Raw genomic sequence first — 16,326 nt, 5'->3', positions numbered from 1 at the left:
GACCGCAAATGTCCGACGGCACGGAGCCGAATATATTCATGTCGAAGCAAGACACCGTTGACGACGAAGTGGACGTGGAGCGCGGCTCGCGCAAACCCAATCCGATCGATGCCCATGTGGGTACGCGTGTGCGGCTGCGCCGAATGTTGCTTGGAATGAGCCAAGAAAAGCTGGGCGAGCACCTTGGCCTGACATTCCAGCAAGTGCAGAAATACGAAAAGGGCGTGAATCGCATCGGCGCCAGCCGCCTGTTCGATCTCGCCCGCGTCCTGGCCGTGCCGATCCAGTTCTTTTATGACGAAGCGCCGGCCGACCTCACCGAGTCCATGGCAACGCCCGGCTTCGCCGAGCGACCCGCGGAAAGCTATGTTGTCGAGTTCCTTTCGACGCGGGAAGGCCTGGAACTCAATAAGGCTTTCGTGAAGATCGCCGACCCCAAGGTCAGGCGGTCCGTTGTCGACCTCGTGCGTTCGCTCAGCGGCGAAGTCCCAAGCGAATAGCCGGTTTCCGCTAAAGCGGACAGGCGTGCATGACATGCGGGCTGCGTGCCTTTTCATCGCGGTGTGCCGGCGCGCCGGTGCGCTTGACCGAACTGCGCAAAACCTGCAAGACACGTCCAAATTGGCTCGGGTGCGCCTGATCCGGGGGACGGATCGGCGCGGCCGAGCTGCCTTGCGCCGGTCGGGATTACACTGACCAACATCGCCCCTGCTTGATCCGCTGCAGCGGGGGGTCAGACATCTTCAGCCGCGGTGAGAGATCAAGGGGATCAGGGTGGCACGCCAGTCATTTTTGTTCACGAGCGAATCCGTGTCCGAAGGACACCCGGACAAGGTCAGCGACCGCATCTCGGACGAAGTCGTCGATACCTTCTATCGCGAGAGCCAGGCGGCTGGGCTGGACCTTTGGGCCGTGCGCGCAGCGTGTGAAACCCTTGTTACGACGCAGCGCGTCGTGATCGCGGGCGAATATTCCAACACGCCGAAGAGCGTGACCGTCGCCAAGATCCAGGAGGTCGCGCGCGCAGCGATCCGCGACATCGGCTACGAGCAGGATGGCTTCCACTGGGCCAACGCCAACATCGAAGTGTTGCTGCACGGCCAGTCGGCCGACATCGCCGCCGGTGTCGATGCGAAGCAGCCGACCAACCAGGAAGAGGGTGCGGGCGACCAGGGCATCATGTTCGGTTACGCCTGCCGCGAAACGCCTGAGCTGATGCCGGCGCCGATCTACTACAGCCACAAGATTCTCGAAGACCTGGCGCACGCCCGCAAGGCCAAGAGCGGTGATGCGGCGAAGCTCGGCCCGGACTCGAAGAGCCAGGTGACTGTTCGCTACGAAGGCGGCAAGCCCGTCGGCGTGACCCAGATTGTGGTTTCGCACCAGCACATCGTCGAGGATCTCACCTCCAGGCAGGTGCGCGACATCATCGAGCCGTACGTGCGCTCGGCGCTGCCGGAGGGCTGGATCAGCAAGGACACCGTCTGGCACATCAATCCGACGGGCAAGTTCTTCGTCGGCGGTCCGGACGGCGACTGCGGCCTCACCGGCCGCAAGATCATCGTCGACACCTACGGCGGCGCGGCCCCGCACGGTGGCGGCGCGTTCTCGGGCAAGGATCCGACGAAGGTCGATCGCTCGGCTGCGTACGCGGCGCGGTATCTGGCGAAGAACGTTGTCGCGTCGGGGCTTGCGGATCGTTGCACGATCCAGCTGTCTTATGCGATCGGCGTCGCAAAGCCGCTGTCGATCTATGTCGACACGCACGGCACCGGCAAGGTCGACGAGGCGGTGATCGAGGCTGCGCTGGGCAACGTGATGGATCTCACGCCGCGCGGCATCCGCCGGACGCTCGACCTCAACAAGCCGATCTACGCGCGCACGTCGGCTTATGGCCATTTCGGCCGCAAGCCCGATGCCGACGGTGGCTTCTCGTGGGAGAAGACCGACCTGGCGGATGCGATCAAGAAGGCCGTCTAGAGTCGTTCCGCTTTAAGTGGAACGACTCTAGGTCTTTGTTTTGTCGTGCTTCTTATCGGACACTGTGGCGCTGCATGGCTCCGCCATGACCGGTTCCCACTTTTCCGGAAGCACTCTAAGACTTCGACGAGACGCAAATGTCGTGAACGGCCGCGAGACCGCGGCCGTTTGCATTTCCGGGAAGTACGCGCATGAGTTCGACCGCAAAAAGCGAAAGCCCGCAGCCGGAGCGCGAGTTGCGCTCGTTCGGCCGGCGGCGTGGCCGCAAGCTCAGCGCGCGGCAGGACAGCCTGTTCCGTGATTTCCTGCCGCGCATCGCTGTCGACCTTGCCGCGCCGACGCCTGAGGATGTGCGGCATCTGTTTCCTGGCGGGGTTTCCGAAGCCTGGCTCGAGATCGGCTTCGGCGGGGCGGAGCACATGATCTGGCAGGCCAAGGCGCACCCGCGAGCCGGGATCATCGGCTGCGAGCCGTTTGAAGACGGCGTCGTGAAAGCGCTGACCGCCATCGATGAAGACGGCATCGGCAACCTGCGGCTTCACGCCGACGATGTGCGGCCGCTGTTGCGGTGGCTACCCGAGGCCTCGCTTTCGCGCGTGTTCATGCTTTTTCCGGACCCCTGGCCCAAGAAGCGGCACCAGAAACGGCGTCTATTTTCGCCCGAGCTGCTGCGCCTTTTGGCGCGCGCGATGCGGCCTCAAGCCGAGCTTCGGCTCGGGACGGACATCGGCGATTACGCGCGCTCCGCGCTGGCCGCAGCGGCGCAATCGCCGGATTTCCGGTGGACGGCGGTGGGCCCCGCGGATTGGCGGGTGCGGCCGGACGATTGGCCGCCGACACGCTACGAAGCCAAAGCCGGGCGCGAAGGGCGCCGGTGCTATTTCTTCAGATTTATCCGCAACTGAGGCTCGAGATCGGTCAAATGCGACAGATTTTGGAGGGCCGGCGGCAAAGACGGGCAAGTGAAATGCTTGCCAGGGCTGTCACAGTCACGTATTGTTCGCTTGCTCATGATCATCTCAACTCTTGAGAGTGGGCCCTTAAGGGTCCGCTCTTTTTGTTTTGGTAGCGCCTACGACGGCCGCCGGAATACACGCGGTATGCAAAATTCTCGGTATGCAAAATTCTAGTGAGGTCGCCGCGAGCGACCGCTTCATCCAAGAGACGGGTCTCGCGTCGGACCTCGCCCAGCTTGTCGAGCCCGTGCTCGACAGCCTTGGGTTTCGTCTTGTGCGTATCGAAGTGTCGGGCCGTGAAGGCAAGACCGTGCAGATCATGGCCGAGAGGCCGGACGGCTCGATGACGATCGACGACTGCGAGGCGGTTTCAAGAGCCGTGTCGCCCATCCTGGACGTGCAGGATATCGTCAGCGAAGCCTATCGGCTCGAAGTCTCGTCGCCCGGTATCGATCGTCCCCTGGTGCGGCCGTCCGATTTCGTGGATTGGGCCGGGTCGGAAGCGAAGATCGAGCTCAAGGCGCCGATCGAAGGGCGCAAGCGCTTCCGGGGCATTCTTGAGGGTTTCGAAGACGGCGAAGTCCTGATCGAAGCCGATCTGGGCGAAGAGGGTACCAAGACGATCGGGCTCGCAATCGGGCTCATCGCAACGGCCCGGCTGGTGCTGACCGACGAACTCATTCGGGAAGCGCTGAGACGGGCGAAGGCCAAAGGCAAGGAACAGCTCGGAGACGGCGTCGAAGCCGATCCGGATGAACTGAAGACCGACGATTTGGAGGATCTCTGACGATGGCAGGCGTGGCTGGTATTAGCGCCAACAGGCTCGAGCTTCTGCAGATTGCGGACGCTGTCGCTCGCGAAAAGACGATCGACCGCAAGATCGTGATCCAGGCCATGGAAGACGCGATCCAGAAGGCTGCAAAATCGCGCTACGGCGCCGAGAACGATATTCGCTGCGAGATCGACCCGAAGACGGGCGAGACGCGGCTTTCGCGCGTGCTGGCGGTGGTCGACGACGTCGAAAACGAGGCAACGCAGATCACGCTCGCCGACGCCAAGCGCCGCAACCCGGAAGCGAAAGTCGGCGACCTCATCGCCGAAGGCCTGCCGCCGCTGGATTTCGGCCGCGTCGCCGCCCAGAACGCCAAGCAGGTCATCGTCCAGAAGGTGCGCGAGGCTGAGCGCGACCGTCAGTTCGGCGAGTACAAGGACCGCATCGGCGAGATCGTCAACGGCACCGTCAAGCGGGCCGAGTACGGCAACGTCATCATCGACCTCGGCCGCGCCGAGGGCATCATCCGCCGCGACGAAATGATCCCGCGCGAGAACGTGCGCTACGGCGACCGCATTCGCGCCTACATCTACGACGTGCGCCGCGAGCAGCGTGGCCCGCAGATCTTCCTGTCGCGCGCACGGCCGGAATTCATGTCCAAGCTGTTCGCGCAGGAAGTGCCGGAAATCTACGACGGTACCGTCGAAATCAAGTCGGTTGCACGCGATCCAGGCTCACGCGCGAAGATCGCCGTCATCAGCCGGGACAGCTCGATTGATCCGGTCGGCGCGTGCGTCGGCATGAGAGGCGCACGCGTGCAGGCGGTCGTCAACGAGCTGCAGGGCGAAAAGGTCGACATCATCCAGTGGAACCCGGATGCGGCGAGCTTCATTGTCAATGCACTGGCACCTGCCGAAGTTTCCAAGGTCGTTCTCGACGAAGACAGCAATCGCATCGAAGTCGTGGTGCCGGAGAGCCAGCTCTCGCTCGCCATCGGACGTCGCGGCCAGAATGTGCGGCTCGCTTCGCAGCTGACGGGCTGGGATATCGACATCCTGACCGAGCAGGAGGAAAGCGAGCGTCGCCAGAAGGAATTCGCTGAGCGCTCGCAGGCGTTCATGGATGCGCTCGACGTCGACGAGGTCATCGCGCAGCTGCTGGTGACGGAAGGCTTCGCGTCGGTCGAGGAAGTAGCTTACGTCGAGCTCTCCGAAATCGCGCACATCGAAGGCTTCGACGAGAACACGGCGAGCGAAATCCAGACGCGCGCCCGGGAATATCTCGAGAAACAGGAAGCGGATCGCGATGCGCGCCGCCGCGAGCTTGGCGTGTCGGACGATCTCGGCCGCGTCGAGGGTGTCACGACGGCCATGCTGGTCGCGTTCGGCGAGAATGGCGTCAAGACGCTCGAGGACCTCGCGGATTGCGCGACGGACGATCTTATCGGCTGGACTGAGCGCTCGAAGGACAAGGACGTGGAGCCCGTTCGCCACAAGGGTGTGCTGGACGGCTTCGAGGTGGACCGCAAGGACGCCGAGGCGCTTATCCTCGGAGCACGCGTACTCGCCGGCTGGATCACGGCCGACGAAGTCGCACCCGCCGAAGACGAAGAGACTGAAACCGCTGCCGACGAGGATTCGGAACCGTCCGAATCCGCGCCGGAAGCTTGAGGCCGTGGCAACGCGCGCCATAGGTTTGGAGGATCAAGGGCTTTGGCTGATCGCCGCCATAAGCACGACGATGCGGAGCCTGCCGTCAGTTCCGACGGCAGCTCGCGCCTTCGGCTGTGCGCGGCGACGCGTGAGCCCTGCGACGTCGACGATCTGATCCGGTTCGCCGCCGACCCGGCGGGCAACATCGTGCCGGATCTCGCCCGCCGCCTGCCTGGGCGGGGCGTGTGGATCAAGGCGGAAAAGACAGCGGTCGCGGCTGCCGTGAAGGGCAATGCCTTCGCGCGCAGCCTGAAACGCGCTGTCGTGGCCGATCCGGCGCTGCCGGATCGTGTCGAACACCTCATCGAAAAGCGCGTTCTGGAAGCGCTGGCCATCGCCAACAAGGCGGGGCTGGTGACGACTGGCTTCCAGCAGGTCGACGAACTGGTCGGGAGCGGGGGGGCCATCCTTCTCATCCAGGCCGGTGACGCCGCCGTTGGCGGACGTGAGAAGCTCTCCCGGAAGTTTACCGCAGTTCAGCGCGCAAAAGGCCGTCATGAGGCTGTGGTAACCAGTCTTTCGGGCGAACAATTGAGCTTGGCCATGGGCCGGTCAAATGTGGTACATGCTGCCGTCATACATGGCGGTGCCGCCAATCGTTTCCGTGATGAGGCCGAGCGGCTCCACCGCTACCGGTCCGGCTTCGGCGCATCCGAAGTCACGGAAAATGCAAAAGATTTAGAGGATTAAACGGATATCGAATGAGCGAAACCAAGGACACTGCCGACAAGACGCTCGCGGGCGGACGAAAGCCGCTGTCGCTTCAGCGCACCGTTGAATCGGGCCACGTCCGGCAGAGCTTCAGCCATGGACGCTCGAAGTCGGTGGTTGTCGAAAAACGCAAGACGCGCAAGCTCGCGGCGCCCGGTGGCGCTCCCGAGACCGCCCAGCCGACTGCGCCCGCTGCTCCCGCCGCTCCACGGGTCGAGGCCAAGGCGCCTCCCCGGCAGCCGGCGCGCGGGGATGGCGCCAAAAACGATCTCCTGCGGCCCGAAGAGCGCGACGCCCGTGCGCGCGCCCTTGCCGAGGCCCGTAAGCAGGCTGTCGTCGACGCGCAGCTCGCCGAAGAACAGCGTGCTTTGGAAGCTAAGCAAGCAGCTGAGGCGCCTCCGGTGGCTGCCCCTGCTTCGGATGCCGCGCCTGAGACGGCTGCGCCCGCTTCGGCTGCTCCTCCGCAGGCGCCTGAGCCGGTCCGCGCCGAACGGCCGAGCGCTCCTGCTCCGTCGGCCCCGCGCGCGCCGCTCGCGGCGCCGGCCGCCGCAACGCGTCCTCCCGCTCCCGCGCGGCCCGCGCCCGAGGGTGTTTCGGCACGTCCTCCACAGCGCCCGCGTCCTGCAAGCAACGATACGCGTTTTGCGCCCCGCGTAGGCGGCCGGCCGATGCAGATCGATCTGCCGCGTCCGGCGTCGCCGCCGTCGCCAGGCGGTCGTGACAATTCGGGCACTGAGCCGACCAAGCTCGTGCGGGAAGTTCGTGCTCGCCCGGTACCGGTCACGACGGCGGACGACGACGAGAGCCGCGCCATCAAGCGCGGCGGCAAGCTCGTACGCGTTCCCGTCAAGGCTCCGGTCGTCGACGAGAAGCGCGAGCGCGGTAAACTCACCATCAATAACGCACTCGATGAGCAGCAGCGCGAACGGTCGCTGGCTTCGCTCAAGCGCAAGCGCGAGCGCGAGAAGCTGAAGGCCATGGGCATTCAGCAACCCCGGGATAAGATCGTGCGTGAAGTCATCATTCCGGAAGCGATCACGATTCAAGAGCTTTCGAACCGCATGACGGAACGCGCCGTCGACCTCATCAAGTTGTTGATGAAGCAAGGCGCGATGCACAAGATCACCGACGTGATCGATGCCGATACGGCCGAGCTGATCGTGACCGAGTTCGGGCACACGGCGAAGCGCGTGTCGGAAGCCGACGTCGAAAGTGGATTCTTCCGCGACGTGGACGACGGAGAGCAGCAGCAGCCGCGTGCACCCGTCGTGACCATCATGGGCCATGTCGACCACGGCAAGACCTCGCTACTCGACGCCATCCGCCAGACGAACGTCGTTTCGGGCGAAGCGGGCGGCATTACGCAGCACATCGGCGCCTACCAGGTTACGACGCCTGCCGGCGACAAGGTCACGTTCATCGATACGCCCGGTCACGCCGCGTTCACCGCCATGCGCGCCCGCGGCGCCAAGGTGACGGATATCGTCGTGCTGGTCGTGGCTGCCGATGACGGCGTCATGCCGCAAACGGTCGAGGCCATCAATCACGCCAAGGCCGCGAACGTGCCGATCATCGTCGCCATCAACAAGATCGATAAGCCGTCGGCCGATCCGAAGCGCGTGCAGACCGATCTGCTCTCGCACGAGATCGTCGTCGAAAGCATGGGCGGCGACACGCTCGAAGTGCCGGTCTCGGCGCTCAAGCGCACCAACCTCGACAAGCTGCTCGAGACGATCCACCTGCAGGCCGAAGTGCTCGACCTCAAGGCGAACCCGGAGCGGTCCGCCGAAGGCGTTGTGATCGAGGCCAAGCTCGAACGCGGCCGTGGCCCCGTGGGCACCGTGCTCGTTCAGCGCGGCACGCTGCACGTTGGCGACATCGTCGTGGCCGGCATGGCTTGGGGGCGCGTGCGCGCCCTCATCGACGACCAGGGCAAGAATGTCGACACGGCCGGTCCTTCGGTTCCGGTCGAAGTGCTGGGCTTCAGCTCCGCTCCGGAGGCGGGCGATCAGATCGCCGTCGTCGAGAGCGAAAGCCGCGCCCGCGAGATCACCGATTACCGTATCCGCAAGCGCCGCGAGACGCTCGGCTCGGCCGGTACGCCGCGCACGCTCGAGCAGATGATGCAGACGCTCAAGGATGCTGCCGGCAAGAAGGACTTCACGCTGCTCATCAAGGGCGACGTGCAGGGCTCTCTGGAAGCTATTCAGGGCTCCTTGAAGAAGCTCGGCACGGATGAAGTCGAAGCGCGCGTCGTGCATTCGGGCGTCGGTGGCATCACCGAATCCGACATCGCGCTCGCCGGTGCATCGAAGGCCGTCGTGGTGGGCTTCAACGTCCGCGCCAATACGCAGGCCAAGCAGGCCGCCGACGCACAGGGCATCGAGATCCGCTATTACAGCATCATCTACGATCTCGTGGACGACGTGAAAGCCGCCATGTCGGGACTGCTTGCGCCGACGGTGCGCGAGAACTTCCTCGGCTACGCGACGATCAAGCAGGTGTTCAACGTCTCGAAGGTCGGCAAGGTCGCGGGTTGCGTGGTCACGGAAGGCAAGGTCGAGCGCGGCGCGAAGGTGCGTCTGTTGCGCGATAAGGTCGTCATCCACGAAGGCACGCTGTCGATCCTCAAGCGCTTCAAGGACGATGTCCGCGAGGTGCCCGCCGGCCAGGAATGCGGCATGGCGTTCGCCAACTACCAGGACATCCGCGAGGGTGACGAAATCGAGTGCTTCCAGGTCGAGACGATCAAAAGAAGTCTCTGAGCGCTCACGGGAGCTATTCGGATCGCCTTTGGCGATCCGGCTCCCTCCGCGGGGGCGGCGCACCAGCGCCGGGTCGCGCCCAAGCGGAGCTTGGCTTCGCCAAGACGCTCCCCGGCCCCATTGGGGCCGACGTTTTTTGCCAGATGAGGCTTTGGCCTCGTGCCGGTCCGATCCCGGTGGAATGAGAAGACATGTCCAGAAGAAAATCACATTCAGCCAGGGGCCCGACGCAGCGTCAGTTGCGGGTGGGCGAACTCGTTCGTCACAAGTTGGCAGAGATGCTCGCGCGCGGCGAGATCTATGACGACGTGCTCACCTCGCATGTCGTGACGATCACCGAAGTGCGGATGGCGCCGGATCTCCGGCTTGCGACCGCCTACGTCATGCCGCTCGGCGGCAAGGACACGGACATCGTGCTCGCGGCATTGACGCGCAACAGCAAGTACATCCGGGGCGAGATTGCGCAGCACGTCGATCTTCGCGTCGCGCCCGAAGTGCGCTTCCGCGAGGATGAAACCTTCGACGAGGTGACGCGCATCGACCGGCTGCTGCACAGCGACAAGGTCCGGCGCGACGTGGAGAAGCGGGACGTGGAGAAAGAGTGAGCGTGCTGGACCGCGAACTCACATATCATCTCCCTTTCAAACGGTTGACGAAGCTGAGCCGATCCATGAGCCGCAAGGCGTTTGGGCGCGTACAGCTTGCGATGCTGCTCTGGGTCGCAGCGTTCATCGCAGCTTGTCTCTTCGCGCCGTATGTCGAGGGGGAACTCGAAGGCACGGGGTGGCCGAGCGGGGCAGGCTTTTTCGTCTTGGCCGGGATATTTCTCGCAGGTCTCGTCGGCATCCGGATGTGGGGTCGGAAACAGTCGCAGGCGCGCGCCGACTACGATGCCGAGGCCAGGTTTCGCCAGGACGCCGGTGGGCTGCGCATCGCAACGAACGACATCGAGTACTATCTCAAGTGGCCGGGTATCGCGCAGATCCTGATCGAGCCTGACGGGCTCGTGGTCTCGCACGGAAACCTGTTTTTTCTGGTGCCGGACAGCGCATTCGCCTCGCGGCAGGAACGCGACGAACTGGTGCGCGAGATATTCGCGAACCTCGGTCCAGAAGCAAAAGATCGCAGCATTGCGCACGTGAGGCCACTGCTGGTCTCCGCCGCAGAAGGGGTTTGAGTTTGGCACGACGCAAAAAAGGCAATCCGGTTCACGGCTGGCTCGTGCTCGACAAGCCGCTCGAGATGACGTCGACGCGCGCCGTCGGCATTCTGAAGCGGCTGATGTTTGCGCAGAAGGTTGGGCATGCGGGCACGCTCGATCCGTTGGCGACCGGCATTCTGCCGATTGCGTTCGGAGAGGCGACCAAGACGGTGCCGTTCGCGGTGGACGGGGAAAAGGTCTACCGCTTCACCGTGCGCTGGGGCGCCGAGACGAAGACCGATGACGCCGAAGGCGACGTGACCGACACGTCGGATGCGCGCCCCACGGTGCAGGACATCGAAGCGCTGCTGCCGCAGTTCATCGGCGAGATCATGCAGGTGCCGCCGCAGTTCTCCGCCATCAAGGTGGATGGCGAGCGGGCTTATGCGCTTGCGCGCGACGGGGAGGATTTCGAACTCGAAGCGCGGCCGGTGGTGATCGACGAGTTGCGCCTCATCGACGTGCCTGACGGCGATACGGCCGTGTTCGAGGCGCGCTGCGGCAAGGGCACCTACGTGCGGGCCATCGCGCGTGACATGGGGCGGGCGCTGGGCTGCCGCGGCCATGTGATCGGGCTCCGGCGGACACGCGTCGGCCCGTTCTCGGAGGATGCCGCCGTCGACCTTGCGGAGATCGAGGACGCGGCCGAAGCCGGCGAGGACCTGACGACGTTCCTTCAGCCGGTCGAGGTGGCGCTGGGCGAGATTCTGGAGGTGAACGTCAGCGCAGCGGACGCGGCCGATCTCGCGCAGGGCCGCAGCGTGCTGATCCGCGGCCGTGACGCCCCCATCCTGGGCGGGACGGCCTACGCCATGTCGAAAGGCCAGATCGTGGCGCTCGGCGAGATCGAGCGCGGCGCGCTGCACCCGACGCGGGTGTTCAACTTCGGATCGTGACCCGCTTTTTGCGCGTGATCTCCACTTTCAGCTTGTGATCGACTGGCCAATTAATTCGACGTCTGATCTTGGCCGCGCGTCGTGCTCAGATTACAATCTTGGGTCGTCGCGTTCAGCGCACCCGAGGAGGGCCGGTCATGCTTCCACACGACATCACGCAAACGAACGTGGCCGTGCGTCGGCTCATCAATGCCACGGACAATCCGCGGCATCGCTTTTTGCTCATGGCGTTCGATCGCCATCGCAACCTGGAAATGGCCGGACGTTACGAAGAACTCTTCGCGCCTGACATGATGGTGGGCGAGCCCGTCTACCATATCCGCGCCAACCGGGCGAACCTCAAGCTCCAAGGCGCGGATGCCGTCAGAAGTCTCTACAGGATGTGGGCGGCGACCAACCAATCGGTCTTCTACGTGGAGAACGAGGAGATCGCGGTGGCGGACAATTTCGTGGCGTGTGTGGGCGTCGGCTATCAGCAGGTGTCCGCCCGCTCCCTTCGCATCAACAAGGTCCTGTCGTACGTGCCTCGATTTCTCGCCGAAGGCCTCGTCAAGCGTGTGTTGGCGCGCGGCAAGTTCGAGGCGGACGACAATTCAATGTACCTCTACAAGTGCACCTATCAGATGTTCTGGCCCTATGATCCCCAGGGTCGATTGCTTGGAGAGGACGTCTGGGAACCCGATCCGGATAAAGCCGAGATCACCAAGCTGGATCCGGCCGACGTGCTGACCATGGAGCAGTCCCGCCGCTTGCTCGATCCCTTGATCAAACCGCTTCCGGCGCATGACGAGATGGTGCACGGCGCGCGCGCCTGAGGCTGCGTTCTCTCGCAGGATCGGGGATTGACCGGATCTGTTTCTGAGCCGGCCCGCACCTATATTGCTCTCAACGCTGCGCGGTTCTTCGCCGGGGCCGTGCGCGAGGGAGGTTTGATGCACGCTATCGCCCGGGAACGGTCCGTTTTTGCTCCGATCTACGCCGCAGCCGTCGCGGCGCTTCTCGTTTTTGCCATCGCCAGCTCGCCCGTGTTGGCGCGCAGCGAGGCGAGCGCCGACGTGTTCGACGAAGCTGCAAGGCTCGTGCGCGATAACTTCTACGACCCCAAGCTGCGAGGGAAGGACTGGGACGCAGTGATCGCGCGGCACCGGCCGAGCTATCTCGCGGCCGATAGCGCGAAGCAGAAATCGGCTGCCATCAACGCCATGCTTGCCGAACTCGACGCGTCGCACATGATCCACGCGACGCCCGAAGATCCCGCGTACTACCAACTCGCGGACATTTTCCGGTTCGCCATCCGCGATGACATGGCGAAGCATTTTCCCTATGGCATTGCCTATCCCGGCATCGGGATCTTCACGCGGGAGATCGACGGCAAGACGTTCGTTACGGGCGTTCTTGCCGGCCTCGCGGCGGATAAGGCAGGCCTCAAGACCGGTGACGAAATCCTCTCCGCCGACGGCGCGCCGTTTCAACCCGTGGCGTCGTTCCGCGACAAGACTGGCTCTGCCGTCAAGGTCGCGATCCGGCGCGAGAAAGATGGGCCGGATTCCGTAATCGAGGTGCGGCCGGAGCGCATCGAGCCCGGGAAGGCGTTCCGCGCGGCGATGCGCGACAGCGCGCGGATCATCGAGGCTAACGGCAAGCGCATCGGCTACGTCCACGTATGGTCTTATGCCGGTCAGGACTATCAGGACATCCTGACCGAAGAGCTGAGCACGGGAAAGCTCAAGGAGGCGGATGCGCTGATCTGGGATTTGCGTGACGGATGGGGCGGGGCGCATCCGCGCTATCTCGACCTGTTCAATGCCCGCGCGCCGGACATGACCTTCACCGAGCGCTCGGGTGAAAGCGATTTCGCGAGTTTCAAATGGCGCAAGCCGGTGGCGTTGCTCATCAACGGCGGCACGCGCAGCGGCAAGGAAGTCCTCACCTATGGCTTTAAGAAGTACGGCTACGGCGAGGTCATCGGTACGCGCACAGCCGGCGCATTGCTCGCCGGGCGCGGGTACTTACTGTCCGACGGCAGTTTTCTGATGGTGGCGGTGAACGATGTCGCCGTGGACGGCGAGCGGCTCGAGGCCAGGGGCGTGACGCCCACGATCGAGGTCCCGTTCGACATCCCCTACGCGGGCGGAAAGGATCCGCAACTCGACAAGGCGGTCGAGGTGCTGAGCGAGGGGACGCGGGGCTAATCTTCCGAAGGCGCGCGCTTCGCTCCAACTGGGCGGGCGGGCGGCCGAGCACGTGCGACGATCGTTACAAGCGGAGGCTGGATCCCCGGCAAAGCCCGGATGGCACCTAGCAACTATGCTCCCTCGATTTGTGTCGTTTTATCAGATGCTTAATGTTAATTTTTGGGCGAGGGTGAATTTGTGTTGCCGCTAATTCTTATTTCTCCCAACGAGCTGTTGCTGAAATCGCATCGAGAGGTTGCTGAAATCGCAATGAGAGGTTGCGGAAATCGCAACGAGATGTTGCGGATATCGCAACATCCCGTATAAAGCGCCAATCCGTTCGCGCCTGCTGGTGTGAGCGGCGTTTTCGTTTGCGACCTGGCTGGACGACATCCCGGCCATGGCCGTTTTCCGACCGGTGCCTTTGGGCCCCGGTCCTCCAATCTGAAAGGAGCCCCGATGTCGCTATCGCTCGAACACAAGACCCGTGTCATCAAGGACAACGCCACCAAGGCGAACGATACGGGTTCGCCCGAGGTGCAGGTCGCGATCCTCACGGAGCGCATCAACACCCTGACCGACCACTTCAAAACGCACAAGAAAGACAACCACTCGCGCCGCGGTCTTCTCAAGATGGTGAGCCAGCGCCGCCAGCTTCTGGACTACGTGAAGCGCAAGGACGAACCGCGCTATCAGAAGATCATCGAGAAGCTCGGTATCCGCCGCTAGTCTGCCACAATCCCAGCCGGGGTTGGCAGTGGGCGGACACTCGGTTTCCTCTGCTTTTGCAGGGACAAAGCTCTCCGTAGCACTGGTGGCGCCGCCGACCTTTTGGGTTCGCGGCGCCTCTTGCATTCGTGCTAAGGAGACCGCGCATCATAGATACAGAAAACAGACATAACGAAAGAACGGACATGTTCGACATCCACCGCGTGGAAATTGAATGGGGCGGACGCACGCTCAAGCTTGAAACCGGGCATATGGCCCGCCAGGCCGACGCGGCCGTCTACGCTCAGTACGGCGAGACCAGTGTTCTCGCGACCGTGGTTGGCGCCAAGAGCCCGAAACCGGGCATCGACTTCTTCCCGCTGACCGTGAACTACCAGGAACGCACCTACGCCGCGGGCAAGATCCCGGGCGGCTATTTCAAGCGCGAAGGGCGCCCCACCGAAAAGGAGACGCTGACCTCGCGTCTCATCGACCGCCCGATCCGCCCGCTTTTCGTCGAAGGCTTCAAGAACGAAGTCCAGGTCGTCGTCACGGTGCTCAGCCATGACCTCGAGAACGATCCCGACATCGTCGGCTTGGTGGCCGCATCGGCCGCACTGACGCTCTCCGGCCTGCCCTTCCTCGGTCCGATCGGCGGCGCGCGCGTCGGCATCATCGGCGGCGAATACGTGCTGAACCCGATGGTCGACGAAATGGCCGAGAGCACCCTCGATCTCGTCGTCGCCGGCACGCACGACGCCGTGATGATGGTCGAGAGCGAAGCCAAGGAACTCTCCGAGCAGGTGATGCTCGACGCCGTCATGTTCGGCCACAAGCACATGCAGCCCGTGATCCAGGCGATCATCAAGCTCGCCGAGAAGGCCGCCAAGGAGCCGTGGGACATCCAGATCCCCGACAAGGGCAAGTACAAGGACAAGGTCACCGCGATCGCCGGCGACCTGCTCAAGACCGCCTTCTCCACGAAGGAGAAGGGCAAGCGCCAGACCCTCGTCTCGGAAGCCAAGAAGGCCGTCCTGTCGGGTGTCGAGCTCGCTTCTGAAGATCCGAGCGAGAAGGTGCTGCTGGTCGACGCGTTCAAGGCGCTGGAAATGGACATCATGCGCGGCGACGTGCTGAAGACCAAGCGCCGCATCGACGGCCGCGATCTCGAAACCGTTCGTCCGATCGTGTCGGAAGTTCATGTTCTGCCGCGCACGCACGGCTCGGCGCTGTTCACGCGCGGCGAGACGCAGGCGCTCGTGGTGGCCACGCTCGGCACCGGCGAGGACGAGCAGTACATCGACAGCCTGGAAGGCACGAAGAAAGAGCGCTTCCTGCTGCATTACAACTTCCCTCCCTACTCGGTCGGCGAAACCGGCCGCATGGGCTCGCCGGGCCGCCGCGAAATCGGCCACGGCAAGCTGGCTTGGCGCGCCGTGCGTCCGCTGCTGCCGAAGTCTGACGAGTTCCCGTACACGCTGCGCGTCGTCTCGGAGATCACCGAGAGCAACGGATCGTCGTCGATGGCAACCGTGTGCGGCACGTCGCTGGCACTGATGGATGCCGGCGTTCCGCTGAAGTCGCCGGTGGCCGGCATCGCCATGGGCCTCATCAAGGAAGGCAGCGACTTCGCCGTGCTGTCCGACATTCTCGGCGACGAGGATCACCTCGGCGACATGGACTTCAAGGTGGCCGGCACCGCCAACGGCGTTACCGCGCTGCAGATGGACATCAAGATCACCGGCATCACCGAGGAGATCATGAAGGTCGCTGTGGAGCAGGCGCACAAGGGCCGTCTGCATATCCTCGGCGAGATGGCGAAGGCTCTGACGGGCGCTCGCGAAGAACTCGGCGAGCATGCGCCGCGCATCGAGACGATCAAGATTCCGACCGACAAGATCCGTGAAGTCATCGGCTCGGGCGGTTCGGTGATCCGCGAGATCGTCGCGGAATCGGGCGCCAAGATCGACATCAGCGACGACGGCACCGTGAAGATCGCGTCGGCCAATCGCGATAGCATCGAGAAGGCGCTCGCGCGCATCAAGGGCATCACGCAGGAGCCCGAGGTCGGCACGATCTACAAGGGCAAGGTCGTCAAGATCATGGAGTTCGGCGCGTTCGTGAACTTCTTCGGCGCGAAGGACGGCCTGGTGCACATCTCGCAGCTCACGCAGGGCCGTCCGCAGACGGTCGGCGAAGTCGTGAAGGAAGGCCAGGAAGTCTACGTGAAGCTGCTCGGCTTCGACGACCGCGGTAAGGTTCGCCTGTCGATGAAGATCATCGATCAGGAAACCGGCCAGGAGATCCCGCGCGCCGAAGGCGAGCCGGAGGAAGTGTTCTCCGCCGAGCGTCCGCCGCGCCGCGAGCGTGAAGGCGGTGGCGGTGGCCAGCGTCGCCGCCGGGAGTAGAACGCTTCGGTTGGATTAGTTGAAATGAAGAAGGCCGCGGGCA

At 63.8% G+C, this 16,326-nt stretch carries 14 protein-coding genes; all 14 read left to right on the top strand.

The annotated features are described in order from the left end of the window. The first annotated feature begins 74 nt into the window (after positions 1 to 74). The 14 genes from ACTIFK_RS13190 to pnp all read left to right on the top strand — a co-directional run bounded on the left by ACTIFK_RS13190 (position 75) and on the right by pnp (position 16,283). Positions 75 to 500 carry a helix-turn-helix domain-containing protein gene (locus ACTIFK_RS13190; RefSeq protein WP_439543570.1) on the top strand — a complete coding sequence of 142 codons (426 nt, stop codon included), beginning with the start codon at positions 75 to 77 and terminating at the stop codon, positions 498 to 500. A gap of 274 nt (positions 501 to 774) precedes the next feature. Then, complete coding sequence (gene metK / locus ACTIFK_RS13185; RefSeq protein WP_439543534.1) at positions 775 to 1,980, top strand: methionine adenosyltransferase; 1,206 nt, start codon at positions 775 to 777, stop codon at positions 1,978 to 1,980. A 191-nt stretch (positions 1,981 to 2,171) separates the two neighbouring features. Further along, positions 2,172 to 2,885 (top strand): tRNA (guanine(46)-N(7))-methyltransferase TrmB, encoded by a 714-nt coding sequence (gene trmB / locus ACTIFK_RS13180; protein ID WP_439543533.1) that lies wholly within the window; start codon positions 2,172 to 2,174, stop codon positions 2,883 to 2,885. Positions 2,886 to 3,096: 211 nt separating this feature from the next. Next, positions 3,097 to 3,723, top strand: a complete 627-nt coding sequence (rimP, locus tag ACTIFK_RS13175; RefSeq protein WP_439543532.1) for a ribosome maturation factor RimP — start codon at positions 3,097 to 3,099, stop codon at positions 3,721 to 3,723. Positions 3,724 to 3,725: 2 nt separating this feature from the next. After that, entirely contained in the window at positions 3,726 to 5,378 is a 1,653-nt protein-coding gene (gene nusA / locus ACTIFK_RS13170) for a transcription termination factor NusA (protein ID WP_439543531.1), read from the top strand. A 42-nt stretch (positions 5,379 to 5,420) separates the two neighbouring features. Continuing rightward, positions 5,421 to 6,110: an RNA-binding protein gene (locus tag ACTIFK_RS13165; RefSeq protein ID WP_439543530.1), complete on the top strand. Its 690-nt coding sequence runs from the start codon at positions 5,421 to 5,423 to the stop codon at positions 6,108 to 6,110. An 11-nt stretch (positions 6,111 to 6,121) separates the two neighbouring features. Next, on the top strand, positions 6,122 to 8,896 hold the full coding sequence (infB, locus tag ACTIFK_RS13160; RefSeq protein WP_439543529.1) for a translation initiation factor IF-2: 2,775 nt from the start codon (positions 6,122 to 6,124) through the stop codon (positions 8,894 to 8,896). A 191-nt stretch (positions 8,897 to 9,087) separates the two neighbouring features. Further along, positions 9,088 to 9,501 (top strand): 30S ribosome-binding factor RbfA, encoded by a 414-nt coding sequence (rbfA, locus tag ACTIFK_RS13155; protein ID WP_439543528.1) that lies wholly within the window; start codon positions 9,088 to 9,090, stop codon positions 9,499 to 9,501. Next, positions 9,498 to 10,073 carry a hypothetical protein gene (locus ACTIFK_RS13150; protein ID WP_439543527.1) on the top strand — a complete coding sequence of 192 codons (576 nt, stop codon included), beginning with the start codon at positions 9,498 to 9,500 and terminating at the stop codon, positions 10,071 to 10,073. The genes rbfA and ACTIFK_RS13150 overlap by 4 nt, the downstream gene beginning before the upstream one ends. Before the next feature lie 2 nt (positions 10,074 to 10,075). Continuing rightward, positions 10,076 to 10,993 (top strand): tRNA pseudouridine(55) synthase TruB, encoded by a 918-nt coding sequence (gene truB / locus ACTIFK_RS13145; protein ID WP_439543526.1) that lies wholly within the window; start codon positions 10,076 to 10,078, stop codon positions 10,991 to 10,993. Between the two features lie 137 nt (positions 10,994 to 11,130). Beyond that, positions 11,131 to 11,808: a hypothetical protein gene (locus tag ACTIFK_RS13140; RefSeq protein ID WP_439543525.1), complete on the top strand. Its 678-nt coding sequence runs from the start codon at positions 11,131 to 11,133 to the stop codon at positions 11,806 to 11,808. A gap of 117 nt (positions 11,809 to 11,925) precedes the next feature. After that, positions 11,926 to 13,185, top strand: coding sequence for a S41 family peptidase (locus ACTIFK_RS13135; RefSeq protein ID WP_439543524.1), 1,260 nt, complete (start codon positions 11,926 to 11,928; stop codon positions 13,183 to 13,185). A gap of 441 nt (positions 13,186 to 13,626) precedes the next feature. Further along, a complete protein-coding gene (gene rpsO / locus ACTIFK_RS13130; RefSeq protein ID WP_439543523.1) occupies positions 13,627 to 13,896 on the top strand; it encodes a 30S ribosomal protein S15 in 270 nt (89 codons plus the stop codon). 185 nt (positions 13,897 to 14,081) lie between these two features. Continuing rightward, positions 14,082 to 16,283, top strand: coding sequence for a polyribonucleotide nucleotidyltransferase (gene pnp / locus ACTIFK_RS13125; RefSeq protein ID WP_439543522.1), 2,202 nt, complete (start codon positions 14,082 to 14,084; stop codon positions 16,281 to 16,283). The last annotated feature ends 43 nt before the right edge of the window (positions 16,284 to 16,326 follow it).

Origin of the sequence: Hyphomicrobium sp., from assembly GCF_051860585.1 — a bacterium.
Classification (GTDB): Bacteria; Pseudomonadota; Alphaproteobacteria; order Rhizobiales; family Hyphomicrobiaceae; genus Hyphomicrobium_C.
The sequence above is the reverse complement of the archived record's forward strand: the minus strand, read 5'-3'. Positions and strand labels throughout refer to the sequence as shown.